The 17,443-nt window shown below is 49.3% G+C and carries 20 protein-coding genes, 1 pseudogene and 1 other annotated feature; of the genes and pseudogenes, 14 read left to right on the top strand and 7 right to left on the bottom strand.

The features are described from left to right. Window positions 1-200: 200 nt before the first annotated feature. Window positions 201-452 (top strand): YciN family protein, encoded by a 252-nt coding sequence (locus tag QUF14_RS07890; RefSeq protein ID WP_001031527.1) that lies wholly within the window; start codon window positions 201-203, stop codon window positions 450-452. 35 nt (window positions 453-487) lie between these two features. Here QUF14_RS07890 and sohB read toward each other — a convergent pair whose 3' ends face one another. Then, window positions 488-1,537: a protease SohB gene (gene sohB / locus QUF14_RS07885; protein WP_000422059.1), complete on the bottom strand. Its 1,050-nt coding sequence runs from the start codon at window positions 1,535-1,537 to the stop codon at window positions 488-490. 219 nt (window positions 1,538-1,756) lie between these two features. Here sohB and QUF14_RS07880 point away from each other — a divergent pair, with 219 nt between their 5' ends. Both QUF14_RS07880 and cobO read left to right on the top strand, forming a co-directional pair. Then, the gene (locus QUF14_RS07880; protein WP_000559303.1) at window positions 1,757-2,515 is read left to right on the top strand and encodes a YciK family oxidoreductase; all 759 of its coding nucleotides are present in this window, start codon (window positions 1,757-1,759) and stop codon (window positions 2,513-2,515) included. Continuing rightward, the gene (gene cobO / locus QUF14_RS07875; protein ID WP_001278876.1) at window positions 2,512-3,102 is read left to right on the top strand and encodes a cob(I)yrinic acid a,c-diamide adenosyltransferase; all 591 of its coding nucleotides are present in this window, start codon (window positions 2,512-2,514) and stop codon (window positions 3,100-3,102) included. Before QUF14_RS07880 ends, cobO begins: the two co-directional genes overlap by 4 nt. A gap of 52 nt (window positions 3,103-3,154) precedes the next feature. On the opposite strand, the gene QUF14_RS07870 is transcribed toward cobO, so the two are convergent. The 5 genes from QUF14_RS07870 to rnm all read right to left on the bottom strand — a co-directional run bounded on the left by QUF14_RS07870 (window position 3,155) and on the right by rnm (window position 7,121). After that, window positions 3,155-3,463: a hypothetical protein gene (locus QUF14_RS07870; protein WP_001000709.1), complete on the bottom strand. Its 309-nt coding sequence runs from the start codon at window positions 3,461-3,463 to the stop codon at window positions 3,155-3,157. 12 nt (window positions 3,464-3,475) lie between these two features. Beyond that, on the bottom strand, window positions 3,476-4,477 hold the full coding sequence (locus QUF14_RS07865) for a hypothetical protein (protein ID WP_000622029.1): 1,002 nt from the start codon (window positions 4,475-4,477) through the stop codon (window positions 3,476-3,478). Window positions 4,478-4,646: 169 nt separating this feature from the next. After that, window positions 4,647-5,522: a 23S rRNA pseudouridine(2605) synthase RluB gene (rluB, locus tag QUF14_RS07860; RefSeq protein ID WP_001291206.1), complete on the bottom strand. Its 876-nt coding sequence runs from the start codon at window positions 5,520-5,522 to the stop codon at window positions 4,647-4,649. Window positions 5,523-5,622: 100 nt separating this feature from the next. Next, a complete protein-coding gene (locus QUF14_RS07855; RefSeq protein ID WP_001353240.1) occupies window positions 5,623-6,243 on the bottom strand; it encodes an L-threonylcarbamoyladenylate synthase in 621 nt (206 codons plus the stop codon). Next, window positions 6,240-7,121 (bottom strand): RNase RNM, encoded by an 882-nt coding sequence (rnm, locus tag QUF14_RS07850; protein WP_024212191.1) that lies wholly within the window; start codon window positions 7,119-7,121, stop codon window positions 6,240-6,242. The genes QUF14_RS07855 and rnm overlap by 4 nt, the downstream gene beginning before the upstream one ends. Before the next feature lie 136 nt (window positions 7,122-7,257). Between rnm and trpL the strand changes: the two genes are divergently transcribed. From trpL to QUF14_RS07805, 9 genes are all read left to right on the top strand, one after another. Then, window positions 7,258-7,302 carry a trp operon leader peptide gene (gene trpL, locus QUF14_RS07845; protein WP_001700591.1) on the top strand — a complete coding sequence of 15 codons (45 nt, stop codon included), beginning with the start codon at window positions 7,258-7,260 and terminating at the stop codon, window positions 7,300-7,302. Next, window positions 7,279-7,372, top strand: a sequence feature (Trp leader region). It overlaps the preceding gene by 24 nt. A gap of 21 nt (window positions 7,373-7,393) precedes the next feature. After that, window positions 7,394-8,956, top strand: coding sequence for an anthranilate synthase component I (gene trpE, locus QUF14_RS07840; RefSeq protein ID WP_100733955.1), 1,563 nt, complete (start codon window positions 7,394-7,396; stop codon window positions 8,954-8,956). Next, window positions 8,956-10,551 carry a bifunctional anthranilate synthase glutamate amidotransferase component TrpG/anthranilate phosphoribosyltransferase TrpD gene (trpD, locus tag QUF14_RS07835; protein ID WP_000763524.1) on the top strand — a complete coding sequence of 532 codons (1,596 nt, stop codon included), beginning with the start codon at window positions 8,956-8,958 and terminating at the stop codon, window positions 10,549-10,551. Before trpE ends, trpD begins: the two co-directional genes overlap by 1 nt. Continuing rightward, entirely contained in the window at window positions 10,552-11,913 is a 1,362-nt protein-coding gene (trpCF, locus tag QUF14_RS07830; protein ID WP_000983878.1) for a bifunctional indole-3-glycerol-phosphate synthase TrpC/phosphoribosylanthranilate isomerase TrpF, read from the top strand. It abuts the gene before it with no gap. An 11-nt stretch (window positions 11,914-11,924) separates the two neighbouring features. Then, a complete protein-coding gene (trpB, locus tag QUF14_RS07825) occupies window positions 11,925-13,118 on the top strand; it encodes a tryptophan synthase subunit beta (RefSeq protein ID WP_000209509.1) in 1,194 nt (397 codons plus the stop codon). Beyond that, window positions 13,118-13,924: a tryptophan synthase subunit alpha gene (trpA, locus tag QUF14_RS07820; protein WP_000443100.1), complete on the top strand. Its 807-nt coding sequence runs from the start codon at window positions 13,118-13,120 to the stop codon at window positions 13,922-13,924. Before trpB ends, trpA begins: the two co-directional genes overlap by 1 nt. 381 nt (window positions 13,925-14,305) lie before the next feature. Continuing rightward, window positions 14,306-14,485: a con-10 family general stress protein gene (locus QUF14_RS07815; RefSeq protein WP_000134812.1), complete on the top strand. Its 180-nt coding sequence runs from the start codon at window positions 14,306-14,308 to the stop codon at window positions 14,483-14,485. A 92-nt stretch (window positions 14,486-14,577) separates the two neighbouring features. Further along, on the top strand, window positions 14,578-15,078 hold the full coding sequence (locus QUF14_RS07810; protein ID WP_001056441.1) for a YciE/YciF ferroxidase family protein: 501 nt from the start codon (window positions 14,578-14,580) through the stop codon (window positions 15,076-15,078). 45 nt (window positions 15,079-15,123) lie between these two features. Then, window positions 15,124-15,630 (top strand): ferritin-like domain-containing protein, encoded by a 507-nt coding sequence (locus QUF14_RS07805; RefSeq protein WP_100733954.1) that lies wholly within the window; start codon window positions 15,124-15,126, stop codon window positions 15,628-15,630. A 58-nt stretch (window positions 15,631-15,688) separates the two neighbouring features. On the opposite strand, the gene ompW is transcribed toward QUF14_RS07805, so the two are convergent. Beyond that, complete coding sequence (gene ompW, locus QUF14_RS07800; RefSeq protein WP_000737226.1) at window positions 15,689-16,327, bottom strand: outer membrane protein OmpW; 639 nt, start codon at window positions 16,325-16,327, stop codon at window positions 15,689-15,691. A gap of 237 nt (window positions 16,328-16,564) precedes the next feature. Between ompW and QUF14_RS07795 the strand changes: the two are divergent. Both QUF14_RS07795 and QUF14_RS07790 read left to right on the top strand, forming a co-directional pair. Continuing rightward, window positions 16,565-16,654, top strand: a pseudogene (locus tag QUF14_RS07795) (YkgJ family cysteine cluster protein); the annotation flags it as partial. Window positions 16,655-16,681: 27 nt separating this feature from the next. Beyond that, window positions 16,682-17,425, top strand: coding sequence for a YciC family protein (locus QUF14_RS07790; protein ID WP_100733953.1), 744 nt, complete (start codon window positions 16,682-16,684; stop codon window positions 17,423-17,425). The last annotated feature ends 18 nt before the right edge of the window (window positions 17,426-17,443 follow it).

Below are 17,443 nucleotides of genomic sequence, written 5' to 3'. Positions count from 1 at the left end.
ACGGAATTTTGGTCGAATGTCAAGCAAATCTATTGCCAGATTGACGAAAGCGTCACACTGTACCTGATAAAATCCGATACGCAACTTTATTAGCATGCAAAATCCAAAGTTGCCAGTAAGGCGCTCTTGCCACCAGCGTGGTATATTTGTCTGCAAGCCATGCCTGGCGTAGACTAATGTCCTTGTTTAAGGAGTAAATAATGAACAAAGAGACACAACCCATCGACCGCGAAACGCTGTTGAAAGAGGCCAATAAAATCATTCGTGAGCATGAGGATACGCTCGCAGGGATTGAAGCCACCGGCGTCTCGCAGCGTAATGGCGTGCTGGTCTTTACCGGCGACTACTTTTTAGATGAACAAGGATTGCCAACAGCCAAAAGCACCGCGGTGTTTAATATGTTCAAACACCTGGCCCATGTGCTTTCAGAAAAATATCACCTGGTTGATTAAAGCAAAACGCGAGGTCTTACCCTCGCGTTTGTCTTTTACATCAATGGCTTTTGCCCCCGCTGCCACCAGCGTAGCAACAATCGATCAGCGCTCTCTGCCGCGCTGCCGGTGAATCGGTCAATGAGTCGTTTACGCTGCATATAGCGTACATTGACCACTTCACGGCCTTCCATCAGGCTAAGAATAACTTCATCACTGGTGTTGATTTCATCAACCAGGCCTTTCTCTACCGCCTGTTGTCCGTACCAGTGTTCACCCGTTGCCACCTGTTCAATATCCAGAGACGGACGCATACGCTTCACAAAATCTTTAAATAACTGATGCGTTTCGTTCAGCTCTTCGCGGAATTTCTCCCGCCCTTCTTCGGTGTTTTCACCCAGCAAGGTCAGCGTGCGCTTATACTGCCCGGCGGTGTGCAGTTCGATATCAATATCTTTGCTTTTCAGGAAGCGGTTAAAGTTGGGCATTTGCGCCACCACCCCAATGGAACCCACAATAGCAAACGGTGCGGAAACAATTTTGTCCGCCACACAGGCCATCATGTAACCGCCGCTGGCAGCAACTTTGTCTACCGTAACAGTTAAAGGAATGTTTTTATCACGCAGACGCTGCAGCTGCGAAGCCGCCAGCCCGTAACCATGCACCATGCCACCAGGGCTTTCCAGACGTAGCACAACCTGATCCTGCGGTTTAAATGCTGCGAGTACCGCCGTTATCTCTTCACGTAGCGAGTTCACTTCATGGGCGTCCATGCTGCCTTTAAAATCCAGCACCCAGACGCGAGGTTTACTGTCAGTTGCCACCTCGCCCAGTTTGGCTTTCGCTTTTGCGGCTTTCGCTTCTTGCTTGTGCTTTTTCTTCTGCGCTTTATGCCACTGTTTTTGCTGATGAGTGTCCATCAGCGCCGCGGCCAGTTCTTCTTTCATCTCCTTATACTGTTCGCTGAGATTGTTGACCCGTAACTCGCCACGCTGGCGTTTATTACGTTGAGCAACATTGACAATAATGGCGGCAATCGCCGCAATCGCTAGCACAACGGTAACGATTTTCGCCAAAAACAAACCATATTCAGACAACAATTCCACGAGTCCCCACCTTGGTTAAACAACGCTTTGGCTCACAGTTTACAACAGGCATGTTAAGCCGTCTCGCAGAGATGTTATTGCAGCGAAAGTATGACAAAGTATCCATTTTGCGGTGTTATCGCCCCAGGCTGATTGAAATGCCCTTCTGTTTCAGGCATAAAGCCCCAAAGTCTTAAAGTACACTGGCAGCGCGACAGACAACGTCGTTGAGGAGTAGCCATGCATTACCAGCCAAAACAAGATTTACTCAATGATCGCATTATCCTGGTGACGGGAGCCAGCAATGGTATTGGTCGTGAAGCCGCGATGACGTATGCACGCTATGGTGCGACAGTGATTCTGTTGGGCCGTAATGAAGAAAAATTACGTCAGGTAGCCAGCCACATAAACGAAGAAACTGGGCGTCAGCCACAGTGGTTTATTCTCGATTTGCTGACCTGCACGTCCGAAGATTGCCAACAACTGGCACAGCGCATTGCCGTTAATTATCCGCGTCTGGATGGTGTTTTGCATAATGCCGGATTGCTCGGCGATGTTTGCCCAATGAGCGAGCAAAACCCGCAGGTCTGGCAGGACGTCATGCAGGTCAACGTTAATGCCACCTTTATGCTCACCCAGGCACTGCTTCCTTTATTACTCAAATCGGACGCCGGTTCACTGGTCTTTACTTCATCAAGCGTTGGACGTCAGGGGCGTGCAAACTGGGGCGCTTATGCAGCGTCGAAATTTGCCACCGAAGGGATGATGCAGGTACTGGCCGATGAATATCAGCAGCGCCTGCGCGTCAACTGCATTAACCCAGGTGGTACGCGCACCGCAATGCGCGCAAGCGCCTTCCCGACCGAAGATCCACAGAAACTTAAAACACCCGCTGATATCATGCCGCTCTACCTCTGGCTGATGGGCGATGACAGCCGCCGTAAAACCGGCATGACCTTTGACGCCCAACCGGGCCGTAAACCAGGAATATCCCAATGAGTGATGAACGCTACCAACAGCGTCAGCAGCGTGTAAAAGATAAAGTGGATGCCCGTGTGGCCCAGGCCCAGGATGAACGCGGTATTATCATCGTCTTTACCGGCAATGGAAAAGGCAAAACCACCGCAGCATTTGGTACGGCAACACGCGCAGTTGGTCACGGAAAAAAAGTGGGCGTCGTGCAGTTTATTAAAGGCACCTGGCCTAATGGCGAACGAAATCTGCTGGAACCACACGGCGTTGAATTTCAGGTGATGGCAACGGGCTTTACCTGGGATACGCAAAACCGCGAATCTGATACCGCGGCCTGCCGTGAAGTCTGGCAACATGCCAAACGAATGCTGGCCGATCCTTCACTGGATATGGTTTTGCTCGATGAGCTGACGTATATGGTGGCGTATGACTATTTACCACTGGATGAAGTGGTGCAGGCGTTAAATGAACGTCCACATCAACAGACGGTGATTATCACGGGTCGTGGTTGTCATCGGGATATTCTTGAACTGGCGGATACGGTAAGTGAATTACGCCCCGTCAAACATGCGTTTGATGCTGGTGTTAAGGCGCAAATCGGGATTGATTATTAAGGGAAAGCACCTCAAAAGATCGCCTCTTGAGGTGCTTTAATCATAATTATATTCAAGCGGCAATAGCAAAACTCAGAATCCGTTTAATCTCATTCAAATGTCCCGGATATGCTTCATGATTCTCAGCGTCAACATCTTCAATAAATAATATCAGTTCAGTAATTAACGCATTGGCATCTTCATAACTGATTCCGCTTAACTCTGGCGAAGTTTCAGTACCGTAGTTAATCGTCAGATTGTTCATCACCGTGAGGATAAGGATAAAATATTTATGACAAACCTTGCATGTGGTTTTGTTGCCCAGAGTATTATACAGCATATCAAGTAATGCCAGTATTCTACGGTTTTGTACATCGTTCATAAAAAGCCCCTCCTATAACATTATTCCGCTGGCAATAAGTAATTTCGCCAGCCCCTCAGACGCCTTTAACCCACTAATGACCTGTGCGCGTAATATTTCATTTAATCTTTTTTGTTCAGCTGCCGTGCGTGTTTTATTAGTGTATAAACCTTTTAGATAATCACCCTTATCTATAAAGGCATTTAAAGCTTCAATCGCGGGCATTGCAGCAGCCGATGCCTGTAGTCTTGTTTCATTCACATTGATTACTGAACTTAGAAACTCCTTCCTGTTTTTCAGAGTGTTAAACTCTGTATTCTTAGAGTTTTTAGATGCCGCATTATAATAAAGCATATTATTATGTACATTCGCAAAGGTATAATTTTCAATCTTATCGCCTTTTGTATAAATATCATTACGCAAAACAGTCATGTTTTTTATAAGTCTTACCCAATTTTTATCCGCCGTTTTACCTATTTTCCCAGCATTGACCTTTATTATATATAACTCATTGAAATAACTTACTAAGTCTTTAACTGCCGCTGCCGATTCAGCTAAATCTTTGCTATGTGAAACATCAAGTAGTGTTTGCGCGTTGTTTGCGTGATCCAGAGCCTGTTTAAGTAATGTCACTTGCTGACTTTCTGTAGTTTTTATGTCTTCAGTCAAGAGCTCTACATAAGCACTCATGCTATTAATGACTTCCATTGAAGCCAGTAGTTTCTCTTTTTCGAATGGGACTAATTGTACTTTATCTGTTTTTTCTTCAGGGGGCCTGCATAATTTTCCACCCTGACCATCGTTCGCAACATCAATGGTATAATCAGGTCGCAATGCACAATCCGGATTAGTCGCATAAAAATTAACAAGAAAGTTTTCACGAGAAGCATAGTATTGTTTAAAGAAACTTGCATTCGCCGCAACCGCCTTGTTACCCGCAGTAATAACAGTTTCAGCTTGTTCATTTTTCAATGCTTCAGTTGCACAACCTGAAAGCATTAACAGCGATAGAAATAATCCACTATATCTAATCATAACCCACCTCTTGACGTTGAGTTTATCTCAGATAATTAAATAGTAATGTGGCTATTCCCTGGCATTATTCATAAGCAAGTATGAAATTAAATTAAAATACTGCGACTATTTATCATGCTTCAAATGAAGAAAAGGCCCCGCAGGGCCTTTATTTAATACTTAACTTAAATTAACCGTTATTATTACGTCCACCAGAACGACGACCGCCGCTGACTTGGCTGTGACGTTTCACCGCACGACGAATTTGATTCGCCTTCATACGACGACGGTCTTTTTCTACAGCAACTTTAGAGCTGGTTTCTGGCGGTAGTTCCACCAGCTCACGCAGATAGTTAGTCTGGGCAAGATCCAGCTCAGTCCAGCCACCGCGTGGCAGACCTTTCGGCAGTGGGATATCACCGTAACGCACGCGGATCAGACGGCTCACCTGCACACCAACAGCTTCCCAAAGACGACGAACTTCACGGTTACGGCCTTCGGTCAGAGTAACGTTGTACCACTGGTTGATCCCTTCGCCGCCGCTGAACTTAATGGTTTTAAAGGCTGCCGGACCATCTTCCAGCTGCACGCCACGACTCAAATCACGCAGTTTCGCGTCGTCAACCTGACCAAATACACGCACGGCATATTCACGTTCAACTTCACGGCTTGGATGCATTAAACGGTTTGCCAGTTCACCGTCGGTGGTGAACAACAGCAGACCACAGGTGTTAACGTCCAGACGACCTACGGCAATCCAGCGTGCGCCACGCAGCTTTGGCAGACGGTCAAATACCGTTGGACGCCCTTCCGGATCGTTACGGGTACACAACTCACCTTCCGGTTTGTAATAGGCCAGAACGCGACAAATTTGTTCAGCGGACTCACGTACCGAAATCAGGTGACCATCGATACGGATTTTCAATCCAGGGGTAATTTCAACACGATCGCCGAGTTTAGCAATTTTGCCATCAACACTCACACGACCGGCTTCAATAATAGATTCGATTTCACGGCGAGAACCGTGACCGGCACGCGCCAGCACTTTCTGTAGCTTTTCGCTCATAGAGCTTCCTTTTGGTGTCGCCTTCCCAGGCGTCGAACAGGAGAATCAATGGCGCAGTAGAGCGCCATTTTAAGGCCGCGTAGTATACAGAGTTAAGCACTTATAAAAAAGGCTTCACATCACCTACACCTTCACGCAATACGACTGGCGTATCATCGGTGAGATCAATAACCGTTGTCGGTTTCTGCCCGAGATAGCCGCCGTGAATAATCAAATCCACCTGTTTTTCCAGACGGTCTTTAATTTCTTCCGGATCGGATTCGGTAAATTCACTGCCTGGCAGCATTAGCGAAGTGGAAAGCATCGGTTCGCCCAATGCTTCAAGCAACGCCTGCGCAATCGGGTTAGAAGGCACACGCATACCGATGGTTTTGCGTTTTTCCTGCAACAGACGGCGTGGCACTTCCTTCGTCCCCTTCAGGATGAAAGTGTAGTTACCCGGCGTATTGTTTTTCATCAAACGAAACGCAACGTTATCGACAAATGAATAGGTCGAGAGTTCAGAAAGATCGCGACACATCAGGGTAAAGTTGTGACCGTCCGGCAGCTGGCGAATACGACAAATACGCTCCATGGCGTTTTTATCTTCAATTTTACAGCCGAGCGCATAGCCGGAATCAGTTGGATAAACAATCACCCCGCCTTTACGCACGATCTCCACCGCCTGGTTGATCAGACGTTGCTGCGGGTTATCAGGATGAATATAAAAAAACTGGCTCATAATTCCCTCTCTGTGGTGTTCTGCGGCTGTTCCCATAGCTGCCAGACGCCTTCAACGCCTGCGGGCAGCCAGAGTTTACGACCCAGTTCGATCCACGGGCATGGCTGATGAAAATCAGATCCTTGTGATGCCCATAAATGGTGCTGGCGAGCAAGCGTCGCCAGTTGGGTGCGTTCATTGGGCGATTGCTGGCACTGCGCGACTTCCATCGCGTCGCCGTGGTGTTCGGCAAAATGCGCAACCAATCTTTTCAGCCATTTAGCACTAAGATTGTACCGCCCAGGATGAGCAAGCACCGCCTTACCGCCAGAATGATGAATGACATCAATAGCTTGTTCTATTGTACACCACTGTGGTGGAACGTATCCGGTTTTCCCGCGTGCCAGATATTTTTTAAAGACATCCGCCATTGAACTGGCTTTGCCACATTCAACCAAGAAACGAGCAAAATGACCGCGCGTCACCGCACCGCCCTGCGCCAGTCGTTGCGCGCCTTCCAGCGCCCCAGGTATTTGCGCTTTTTCAAGTCTTTCGGCAATTAACTTCGCCCGCTGATTGCGCCGTTCTGTCTGCTGCGCGAGGAACTCACACATTAGCGGATGAGTAATATCAATATTCAGCCCGACAATATGAATTTCATGATTTTCCCAGACGGTGGATATTTCCACGCCAGGAATAAGATTCAGTGCCAGTCCTGAACGTGAAATTTCTTCTCTTGCTGGCGCGATTGCCGCTGTGGTGTCATGGTCGGTGATCGCCAGGGTGCCGACGCGCATCTCGACTGCACGGTGCACCAATGCTTCTGGCGTCAGGCAGCCATCGGAAGCTGTGGTATGGCTGTGCAGGTCATAAATCACTGCGTAATTCGTGTCGCTCAAGGCGCACTCCCGTTTTGGATAATGTTTTTGCGCCGACATCATAACGGTTCTGGCAAATATTCTGAAATGAGCTGTTGACAATTAATCATCGAACTAGTTAACTAGTACGCAAGTTCACGTAAAAAGGGTATCGACAATGAAAGCGATTTTCGTACTGAAAGGTTGGTGGCGCACTTCCTGAAACGGGCAGTGTATTCACCATGCGTAAAGCAATCAGATACCCAGCCCGCCTAATGAGCGGGCTTTTTTTTGAACAAAATTAGAGAATAACAATGCAAACACAAAAACCGACTCTCGAACTGTTAACCTGCGAAGGTACTTATCGCGATAATCCGACCGCGCTTTTTCATCAGTTGTGTGGGGATCGTCCGGCAACGCTGCTGCTGGAATCCGCAGATATCGACAGCAAAGATGATTTAAAAAGTCTATTGCTAGTGGACAGTGCGCTGCGCATTACAGCATTAGGTGACACTGTCACAATTAAGGCGCTCTCCGGCAATGGCGAAGCCCTGCTGACACTACTGGATAACGCCCTGCCCGCTGGGGTCGATAATGAGCAATCGCCACAATGCCGCGTACTGCGCTTCCCCCCGGTCAGTCCACTGTTGGATGAAGACGCCCGCTTATGCTCCCTTTCGGTTTTTGACGCTTTCCGCTTATTACAGAATCTGTTGAATGTACCGAAGGAAGAACGGGAAGCGATGTTCTTTGGCGGCCTGTTCTCTTATGACCTTGTGGCGGGGTTTGAAGATTTACCGCAATTGTCAGCGGAAAATAACTGCCCTGATTTCTGTTTTTATCTCGCTGAAACGCTGATGGTTATCGATCATCAGAAAAAAAGTACCCGTATTCAGGCCAGCCTGTTTGGTCAAAATGAAGAAGAAAAACAACGTCTCACTGCTCGCCTGAACGAACTTCGCCAGCAACTGACCGAAACCGCGCCACCGCTGCCGGTAGTTTCCGTGCCGCATATGCATTGTGAATGTAATCAGAGCGATGAAGAGTTCGGTGGCGTAGTGCGTTCGTTGCAAAAAGCGATTCGCGCCGGAGAAATTTTCCAGGTCGTGCCATCTCGCCGTTTCTCGCTGCCCTGCCCGTCACCGCAGGCGGCCTATTACGTGCTGAAAAAGAGTAATCCCAGCCCATACATGTTTTTTATGCAGGATAATGATTTCACCCTGTTTGGTGCGTCGCCGGAGAGTTCGCTCAAGTATGACGCCACCAGCCGCCAGATTGAGATCTACCCGATTGCCGGAACACGTCCACGCGGTCGTCGCGCCGATGGTTCACTGGACAGAGACCTGGACAGCCGCATTGAACTGGAGATGCGTACCGACCATAAAGAGCTTTCTGAACATCTGATGCTGGTGGATCTCGCCCGTAATGATCTGGCACGCATTTGCACTCCTGGCAGCCGCTACGTAGCCGATCTCACCAAAGTTGACCGTTACTCTTACGTGATGCATCTCGTCTCCCGCGTGGTCGGTGAGCTGCGCCACGATCTTGACGCCCTGCACGCTTACCGCGCCTGTATGAATATGGGCACGTTAAGCGGTGCCCCGAAAGTGCGCGCCATGCAGTTAATTGCCGAAGCGGAAGGTCGTCGACGCGGCAGCTACGGCGGTGCGGTAGGTTATTTCACCGCACATGGCGATCTCGACACCTGCATTGTGATCCGCTCTGCGCTGGTGGAAAACGGCGTCGCCACCGTGCAGGCCGGTGCTGGCGTGGTCCTTGATTCTGTTCCGCAGCCGGAAGCCGACGAAACCCGTAATAAAGCCCGCGCTGTACTGCGCGCTATCGCCACCGCGCATCATGCACAGGAGACTTTCTGATGGCTGACATTCTTCTGCTCGATAATATCGACTCTTTTACTTATAACCTGGCAGATCAGTTGCGCAGCAATGGGCATAACGTGGTGATTTACCGCAACCATATTCCGGCGCAAACCTTAATTGAACGTCTGGCGACCATGAGCAATCCGGTGCTGATGCTTTCTCCTGGCCCCGGAGTGCCGAGTGAAGCGGGTTGTATGCCGGAACTCCTCACCCGTTTGCGTGGCAAGCTGCCAATTATTGGCATTTGCCTCGGTCATCAGGCAATTGTCGAAGCTTATGGGGGGTATGTCGGTCAGGCGGGCGAAATTCTTCACGGTAAAGCGTCGAGTATTGAACATGATGGTCAGGCGATGTTTGCCGGATTAACAAACCCGCTGCCGGTGGCGCGTTATCACTCGCTGGTTGGCAGTAATATTCCGGCCGGTTTAACCATCAACGCCCATTTTAATGGCATGGTGATGGCGGTGCGTCATGATGCGGATCGCGTTTGTGGATTCCAGTTCCATCCGGAATCCATTCTCACCACCCAGGGCGCTCGCCTGCTGGAACAAACGCTGGCCTGGGCGCAACAGAAGCTGGAGCCGACCAACACACTGCAACCAATTCTGGAAAAACTGTATCAGGCGCAGACGCTTAGCCAACAAGAAAGCCACCAGCTGTTTTCAGCGGTGGTGCGTGGCGAGCTGAAACCGGAACAACTGGCGGCTGCATTGGTCAGCATGAAAATTCGCGGCGAGCACCCGAACGAAATCGCCGGGGCAGCAACTGCCCTTCTGGAAAATGCTGCGCCGTTCCCACGCCCTGATTATCTGTTTGCCGATATCGTCGGCACCGGCGGTGACGGCAGCAACAGTATCAATATTTCTACCGCCAGTGCGTTTGTCGCCGCGGCCTGTGGGCTAAAAGTGGCGAAACACGGTAACCGCAGCGTCTCCAGTAAATCCGGCTCGTCGGATCTGCTGGCGGCATTCGGTATTAATCTTGATATGAACGCCGATAAATCGCGCCAGGCGCTGGATGAGTTAGGCGTCTGTTTCCTCTTTGCGCCGAAATATCACACCGGATTTCGCCATGCGATGCCGGTTCGCCAGCAACTGAAAACCCGCACCCTGTTCAACGTGCTGGGGCCACTGATTAACCCGGCGCATCCGCCGCTGGCGCTAATTGGTGTCTACAGCCCGGAACTGGTGCTGCCAATTGCCGAAACCTTGCGCGTGCTGGGGTATCAACGCGCAGCGGTGGTGCACAGCGGGGGGATGGATGAAGTTTCATTACACGCGCCGACAATCGTTGCCGAACTGCATGACGGCGAAATTAAGAGCTATCAGTTGACCGCTGAAGATTTTGGCCTGACACCCTACCATCAGGAGCAACTGGCAGGCGGAACACCGGAAGAAAACCGTGACATTTTAACACGCTTGTTACAAGGTAAAGGCGACGCCGCCCATGAAGCAGCCGTCGCGGCGAATGTCGCCATGTTAATGCGCCTGCATGGCCATGAAGATCTGCAAGCCAATGCGCAAACCGTTCTTGAGGTACTGCGCAGTGGCTCCGCTTACGACAGAGTCACCGCACTGGCGGCACGAGGGTAAATGATGCAAACCGTTTTAGCGAAAATCGTCGCAGACAAGGCGATTTGGGTAGAAGCCCGCAAACAGCAGCAACCGCTGGCCAGTTTTCAGAATAAGGTTCAGCCGAGCACGCGACATTTTTATGATGCGCTACAGGGTGCACGCACGGCGTTTATTCTGGAGTGCAAGAAAGCGTCGCCGTCAAAAGGCGTGATACGTGATGATTTCGATCCGGCACGCATTGCCGCCATTTATAAACATTACGCTTCGGCAATTTCGGTGCTGACTGATGAGAAATATTTTCAGGGGAGCTTTGATTTCCTCCCCATCGTCAGCCAAATCGCCCCGCAGCCGATTTTGTGTAAAGACTTTATTATCGACCCTTACCAGATCTATCTGGCGCGCTATTACCAGGCCGATGCCTGTTTATTAATGCTGTCGGTGCTGGACGACGATCAGTATCGCCAGCTCGCTGCTGTAGCCCACAGTCTGGAGATGGGCGTGCTGACCGAAGTCAGTAATGAAGAGGAACTGGAGCGCGCCATTGCATTGGGAGCAAAAGTCGTTGGTATCAACAACCGTGATCTGCGTGATTTGTCGATTGATCTTAACCGTACCCGCGAGCTTGCGCCGAAACTGGGGCACAACGTGACGGTGATCAGCGAATCCGGCATTAATACTTACGGCCAGGTGCGTGAGTTAAGCCACTTCGCTAACGGCTTTTTAATTGGTTCGGCGTTGATGGCCCATGATGATTTGAACGCCGCCGTGCGCCGGGTGTTGCTGGGTGAGAATAAAGTGTGTGGTCTGACGCGTGGGCAAGATGCTAAAGCAGCTCATGACGCGGGCGCGATTTACGGTGGATTGATATTTGTTACAACGTCACCCCGTTGCGTCAGCGTTGAACAGGCGCAGGAAGTGATGGCTGCGGCACCGTTGCAATACGTTGGCGTGTTCCGCAATCACGATATTGCCGATGTGGTGGACAAAGCTAAGGTGTTATCGCTGGCGGCAGTGCAACTGCATGGTAATGAAGATCAGCTGTATATCGACACTCTGCGTGAGGCTCTGCCAGCAAACGTCGCCATCTGGAAGGCTTTAAGTGTCGGTGAAACTCTTCCCGCGCGCGATTTTCAGCACATCGATAAATATGTATTCGACAACGGTCAGGGCGGGAGCGGACAACGTTTCGACTGGTCACTGTTAAACGGTCAATCGCTTGGCAACGTTCTGCTGGCGGGTGGCTTAGGCGCAGATAACTGCGTGGAAGCGGCACAAACCGGCTGCGCCGGGCTTGATTTTAATTCTGCTGTAGAGTCGCAACCGGGCATCAAAGACGCACGTCTTTTGGCCTCGGTTTTCCAGACGCTGCGCGCATATTAAGGAAAGGAACAATGACAACATTACTTAACCCGTATTTTGGTGAGTTTGGCGGCATGTACGTGCCACAAATCCTGATGCCTGCTCTGCGCCAGCTGGAAGAAGCTTTTGTCAGCGCGCAAAAAGATCCTGAATTTCAGGCCCAGTTCAACGACCTGCTGAAAAACTATGCCGGGCGCCCAACCGCGCTGACCAAATGTCAGAACATTACAGCCGGGACGAACACCACGCTGTATCTGAAGCGTGAAGATTTGCTGCACGGCGGCGCGCATAAAACTAACCAGGTTCTGGGCCAGGCTTTGCTGGCGAAGCGGATGGGTAAAACTGAAATCATTGCCGAAACCGGTGCAGGTCAGCATGGCGTGGCTTCTGCGCTTGCCAGCGCCCTGCTCGGCCTGAAATGCCGTATTTATATGGGTGCCAAAGACGTTGAACGCCAGTCGCCTAACGTTTTTCGTATGCGTTTGATGGGTGCGGAAGTGATCCCGGTGCATAGCGGTTCCGCGACGCTGAAAGATGCCTGTAATGAGGCGCTACGCGACTGGTCCGGCAGTTATGAAACCGCGCACTATATGCTGGGCACTGCAGCTGGCCCGCATCCTTACCCGACCATTGTGCGTGAGTTTCAGCGGATGATTGGCGAAGAAACGAAAGCGCAGATTCTGGAAAGAGAAGGTCGTCTGCCGGATGCCGTTATTGCCTGTGTTGGCGGCGGTTCGAATGCCATCGGCATGTTTGCTGATTTCATCAACGAAACCGACGTCGGGCTGATCGGCGTGGAGCCTGGTGGTCACGGTATCGAAACTGGCGAGCACGGCGCACCGTTAAAACATGGTCGCGTGGGCATCTATTTCGGTATGAAAGCGCCAATGATGCAAACCGAAGACGGGCAGATTGAAGAATCTTACTCGATTTCTGCCGGACTGGATTTCCCGTCAGTCGGCCCGCAACACGCTTATCTCAACAGCATTGGACGCGCTGATTATGTGTCAATCACCGATGATGAAGCTCTGGAAGCCTTTAAAACGCTGTGCCTGCACGAAGGGATTATTCCGGCGCTGGAATCCTCCCACGCGCTGGCCCACGCACTGAAAATGATGCGCGAAAACCCGGAAAAAGAGCAGCTACTGGTGGTTAACCTTTCCGGTCGCGGCGATAAAGACATCTTCACCGTTCACGATATTTTGAAAGCACGAGGGGAAATCTGATGGAACGCTATGAAACTCTGTTTGCCCAGTTGAAGGAACGCAAAGAAGGCGCATTTGTTCCTTTCGTCACCCTCGGTGATCCGGGCGTAGAGCAGTCGCTGAAAATTATCGATGCTTTGATCGAAGCTGGTGCCGACGCGCTGGAGTTAGGCATCCCCTTCTCCGACCCACTGGCGGATGGCCCGACGATTCAAAACGCCACACTGCGTGCTTTTGCGGCGGGAGTAACCCCGGCGCAGTGCTTTGAGATGCTGGCACTCATTCGCCAGAAGCACCCGACCATTCCCATCGGCCTTTTGATGTATGCCAACCTGGTGTTTAACAAAGGCATTGATGAGTTTTATGCCCAGTGCGAAAAAGTCGGCGTCGATTCGGTGCTGGTTGCCGATGTGCCCGTGGAAGAGTCTGCGCCCTTCCGCCAGGCCGCGTTGCGCCATAATGTCGCACCTATCTTCATCTGCCCGCCGAATGCTGATGATGATTTACTGCGCCAGATTGCCTCTTATGGCCGTGGTTACACCTATTTATTGTCGCGTGCGGGCGTGACCGGAGCTGAAAACCGCGCCGCGTTACCTCTCAATCATCTGGTTGCGAAGCTGAAAGAGTACAACGCTGCGCCTCCATTGCAAGGATTTGGTATTTCCGCCCCGGATCAGGTAAAAGCAGCGATTGATGCAGGAGCTGCGGGCGCGATTTCTGGTTCGGCAATTGTTAAAATCATCGAGCAATATGTTAATGAGCCAGAGAAAATGCTGGCGGTACTGAAAGCTTTTGTACAACCGATGAAAGCAGCGACGCGCAGTTAATCCCACAGCCGCCAGTTCCGCTGGCGGCATTTTAACTATCTTTAATGAAGCAGGAAAAATCCTAAATTCATTTATTATTTATCTTTTTACCGTTTCGCTTACCCCTGACGTACGTCAACTTACGTCATTTTTCCGCCCAAAAGTAATATAATCAAACAAATTAATCCCGCAACAAAACACTACTAAAATCAATAATTTTCTCTAATTCACTTATTCCTCAGGCAATTGTTAATATATCCAGAACGCTCATCAAAATATATTTCCCCTCTTCGCCTCTCGTTACGCTTAATTTGACTAATTCTCATTAGCGACTAATTTTAATGAGTGTCGACACACAACACTCATATTAATGAAACAATGCAACGCAACGGGAGAAATAACATGACCGAACATCGTGGTGGTTCAGGAAATTTCGCCGAAGACCGTGAGAAGGCATCCGACGCTGGCCGTAAAGGCGGTCAGCATAGCGGCGGTAATTTTAAAAATGATCCGCAACGCGCATCCGAAGCGGGTAAAAAAGGCGGTCAACAAAGCGGTGGTAATAAATCAGGAAAATCCTGATCCGCCGTTAATTATTAATATCAGCTGACGTTGATAAAGATAATTTCTTCTGCGGGCCGTATGGCTCGCAGTGATTTCACTGGAGTAAAAATATGAATATGAAGTCCATTGAAGATGTATTTATTCACCTGCTTTCAGACACCTACAGTGCAGAAAAACAATTAACACGGGCACTAGCAAAACTCGCCAGAGCAACATCAAACGAAAAATTAAGTCAGGCTTTTCATGCACACCTCGAGGAAACTCATGGACAGATTGAACGTATTGATCAAGTTGTGGAATCTGAACCGAACCTGAAAATTAAGCGCATGAAATGTGTGGCAATGGAAGGTCTCATTGAAGAAGCTAATGAGGTCATCGAAAGTACCGAGAAAAACGAAGTACGTGATGCCGCACTGATTGCCGCTGCACAGAAAGTTGAGCACTATGAGATCGCCAGTTATGGGACATTAGTGACACTGGCTGAGCAATTAGGTTATCGTAAAGCAGCGAAGCTTCTGAAAGAAACTCTGGAAGAAGAAAAGGCCACCGACATGAAACTAACTGATCTGGCCCTTAATAACGTAAATAAGAAAGCCGAAAATAAAGCCTGAAATATGAACTTTAACTTTTAGTCATTTTATAAAGAGGACATTTTCATGAATCGTATTGAACATTATCACGACTGGTTACGTGACGCCCACGCTATGGAAAAGCAAGCAGAATCTATGCTTGAATCCATGGCCAGCCGCATAGATAATTATCCTGAGCTACGCGCTCGTATTGAACAACATGTTAGTGAAACCAAAAACCAGATTGTACAACTGGAAACTATTCTTGATCGTAATGACATTTCACGCTCAGTCATTAAAGATTCTATGAGTAAAATGGCTGCACTTGGGCAGTCAATCGGTGGTATATTCCCTTCTGATGAAATAGTCAAAGGCTCTATTAGCGGATATGTCTTCGAGCAATTTGAAATCGCCTGTTATACCTCACTCTTAGCAGCAGCAAAAAATGCCGGTGATACAGCCTCTATTCCGGTCATCGAAGCGATTTTAAATGAGGAAAAGCAAATGGCCGACTGGCTGATTCAGCATATTCCGCAAACAACGGAGAAATTTTTAATTCGCTCCGAAACTGATGGCGTAGAAGCGAAGAAATAATACCCTTTATGCCATGTCCTTCTTGACCCCGTAATCACGGGGTCATTTTTGTGCGGAATTAAAAACGATATCCAGCTGAGAACATAAACACCCACGGATCGAGGCGTACGCTATCGTGTTGCTGTGCACCACCCAGCTTATAATTTGCGGTGGTGTCAATATCCATGTACCAGACTGACATGTTCACCAACCAGTCACGGTTAATCAGATAATCAACCCCCACCTGCCCGGCAGCTCCCCAGGAGTCTTTCAGACTGAGATCGGAAAGCCCCGCCTCTTTGCCATGATCGTTGAATCCATTATCAAAGAAGGTGGTGTAGTTAATACCTGCACCAACGTAAGGACGGAATTTGCTGCTGGCATCACCAAAATACCACTGCGCCATCAGTGTTGGCGGCAGATGATGAACGGTTGCAATATCGCCGGTCGCCCGGGTGCCGATTTTATGGCGGAACGGCGTCGCTGCCAGCAATTCCACACCAATGTTATCGGTCGCCATATAAGTAAACGTCAGGCCCAGTTGCGTGTTATTGGTCACGCTGAATCCACCCAGACTTCCTAACGTACCACCAGCACCTTCTGTTGGACGTACGGTTGCAGAACCTGCACGCATAAAAAATTCGCCTGCTTCATGCGCAAAGGCACTGCCAGAGAGAAGAGTTGTTACTGCCAAAGCCGCCACTGTTAACTTTTTCATATCCGCTCCGTCGTTATGGTTATAAAAACGTGACGAATATACCCACATTGGAGTAACAAATGATCCTACACAGATCACATTATATATGATAATTCACCATTTATTGATCTGGATTAATTTAGAAGTTGCACTGTGAATCCTGGTTAATGTGATTTAAATCAATTCCTATATATTTCACTACGCAAACATTAACTCGCTCGCCACTTGCTGCGGTTTGCCCATAGCTTAGACCCGCAATTACCTCCGCTTTACAAAGATATGCTTTTCCATACAAGACCTGATGCTGCCACCCGAGGCTTAACCAGGGTACAATTACCCGCTAATTAACACCTGCATAAAACTCAAGGAGAGTGCATGTCTATCACGGCGCAGTCCGTATACCGTGACACCGGAAATTTCTTCCGTAATCAATTTATGACCATTCTGTTGGTATCGTTGCTATGTGCGTTTATCACAGTGGTGTTAGGGCATGTTTTCTCACCCAGTGATGCACAGCTTGCACAGCTCAATGACGGCGTGCCCGTTAGCGGCAGTAGTGGGTTGTTCGACCTGGTGCAGAATATGTCACCTGAACAGCAACAAATTTTGCTGCAGGCTTCAGCGGCGTCCACTTTTTCAGGATTAATCGGTAACGCCATTCTCGCCGGAGGCGTAATATTAATTATCCAGCTGGTGTCTGCGGGTCAGAGAGTCAGTGCGCTTCGAGCTATTGGTGCCAGTGCGCCGATATTGCCAAAGTTATTTATTCTGATTTTTCTGACTACCCTTTTAGTACAGATTGGCATCATGCTGGTGGTCGTTCCGGGAATTATCATGGCCATTTTACTGGCTCTGGCACCGGTGATGTTGGTACAGGACAAAATGGGCATTTTTGCCTCGATGCGTAGCAGTATGCGGCTGACATGGGCGAATATGCGTCTGGTGGCACCCGCGGTACTGAGCTGGTTGCTGGCAAAAACAGTATTGCTACTTTTTGCCTCTTCTTTTGCCGCATTAACCCCGGAAATTGGTGCCGTACTGGCGAACACCTTGAGCAATCTGATTTCAGCCGTATTGCTCATTTATCTGTTCCGCCTGTATATGTTGATTCGCCAATAACCTTAAGCATTTGATTAC

Source organism: Escherichia sp. HH091_1A, from assembly GCF_030295175.1.
Lineage (GTDB): Bacteria > Pseudomonadota > Gammaproteobacteria > Enterobacterales > Enterobacteriaceae > Escherichia > Escherichia coli_F.
Note: the sequence above shows the minus strand (reverse complement) of the source record. Positions and strands in the feature narration are given on the sequence as shown.

Excerpts from the sequence above, each read along its gene's own strand:
- trpD (WP_000763524.1), top strand. The coding sequence starts at position 8,956 with ATGGCTGACATTCTTCTGCTCGATAATATCGACTCTTTTACTTATAAC.
- QUF14_RS07865 (WP_000622029.1), bottom strand. The coding sequence starts at position 4,477 with ATGATTAGATATAGTGGATTATTTCTATCGCTGTTAATGCTTTCAGGT.
- QUF14_RS07805 (WP_100733954.1), top strand. The coding sequence starts at position 15,124 with ATGAATCGTATTGAACATTATCACGACTGGTTACGTGACGCCCACGCT.
- QUF14_RS07790 (WP_100733953.1), top strand. The coding sequence starts at position 16,682 with ATGTCTATCACGGCGCAGTCCGTATACCGTGACACCGGAAATTTCTTC.
- rluB (WP_001291206.1), bottom strand. The coding sequence starts at position 5,522 with ATGAGCGAAAAGCTACAGAAAGTGCTGGCGCGTGCCGGTCACGGTTCT.
- trpCF (WP_000983878.1), top strand. The coding sequence starts at position 10,552 with ATGATGCAAACCGTTTTAGCGAAAATCGTCGCAGACAAGGCGATTTGG.
- QUF14_RS07870 (WP_001000709.1), bottom strand. The coding sequence starts at position 3,463 with ATGAACGATGTACAAAACCGTAGAATACTGGCATTACTTGATATGCTG.
- QUF14_RS07810 (WP_001056441.1), top strand. The coding sequence starts at position 14,578 with ATGAATATGAAGTCCATTGAAGATGTATTTATTCACCTGCTTTCAGAC.
- QUF14_RS07815 (WP_000134812.1), top strand. The coding sequence starts at position 14,306 with ATGACCGAACATCGTGGTGGTTCAGGAAATTTCGCCGAAGACCGTGAG.
- ompW (WP_000737226.1), bottom strand. The coding sequence starts at position 16,327 with ATGAAAAAGTTAACAGTGGCGGCTTTGGCAGTAACAACTCTTCTCTCT.
- QUF14_RS07880 (WP_000559303.1), top strand. The coding sequence starts at position 1,757 with ATGCATTACCAGCCAAAACAAGATTTACTCAATGATCGCATTATCCTG.
- trpA (WP_000443100.1), top strand. The coding sequence starts at position 13,118 with ATGGAACGCTATGAAACTCTGTTTGCCCAGTTGAAGGAACGCAAAGAA.
- trpB (WP_000209509.1), top strand. The coding sequence starts at position 11,925 with ATGACAACATTACTTAACCCGTATTTTGGTGAGTTTGGCGGCATGTAC.
- QUF14_RS07855 (WP_001353240.1), bottom strand. The coding sequence starts at position 6,243 with ATGAGCCAGTTTTTTTATATTCATCCTGATAACCCGCAGCAACGTCTG.
- trpE (WP_100733955.1), top strand. The coding sequence starts at position 7,394 with ATGCAAACACAAAAACCGACTCTCGAACTGTTAACCTGCGAAGGTACT.
- QUF14_RS07890 (WP_001031527.1), top strand. The coding sequence starts at position 201 with ATGAACAAAGAGACACAACCCATCGACCGCGAAACGCTGTTGAAAGAG.
- cobO (WP_001278876.1), top strand. The coding sequence starts at position 2,512 with ATGAGTGATGAACGCTACCAACAGCGTCAGCAGCGTGTAAAAGATAAA.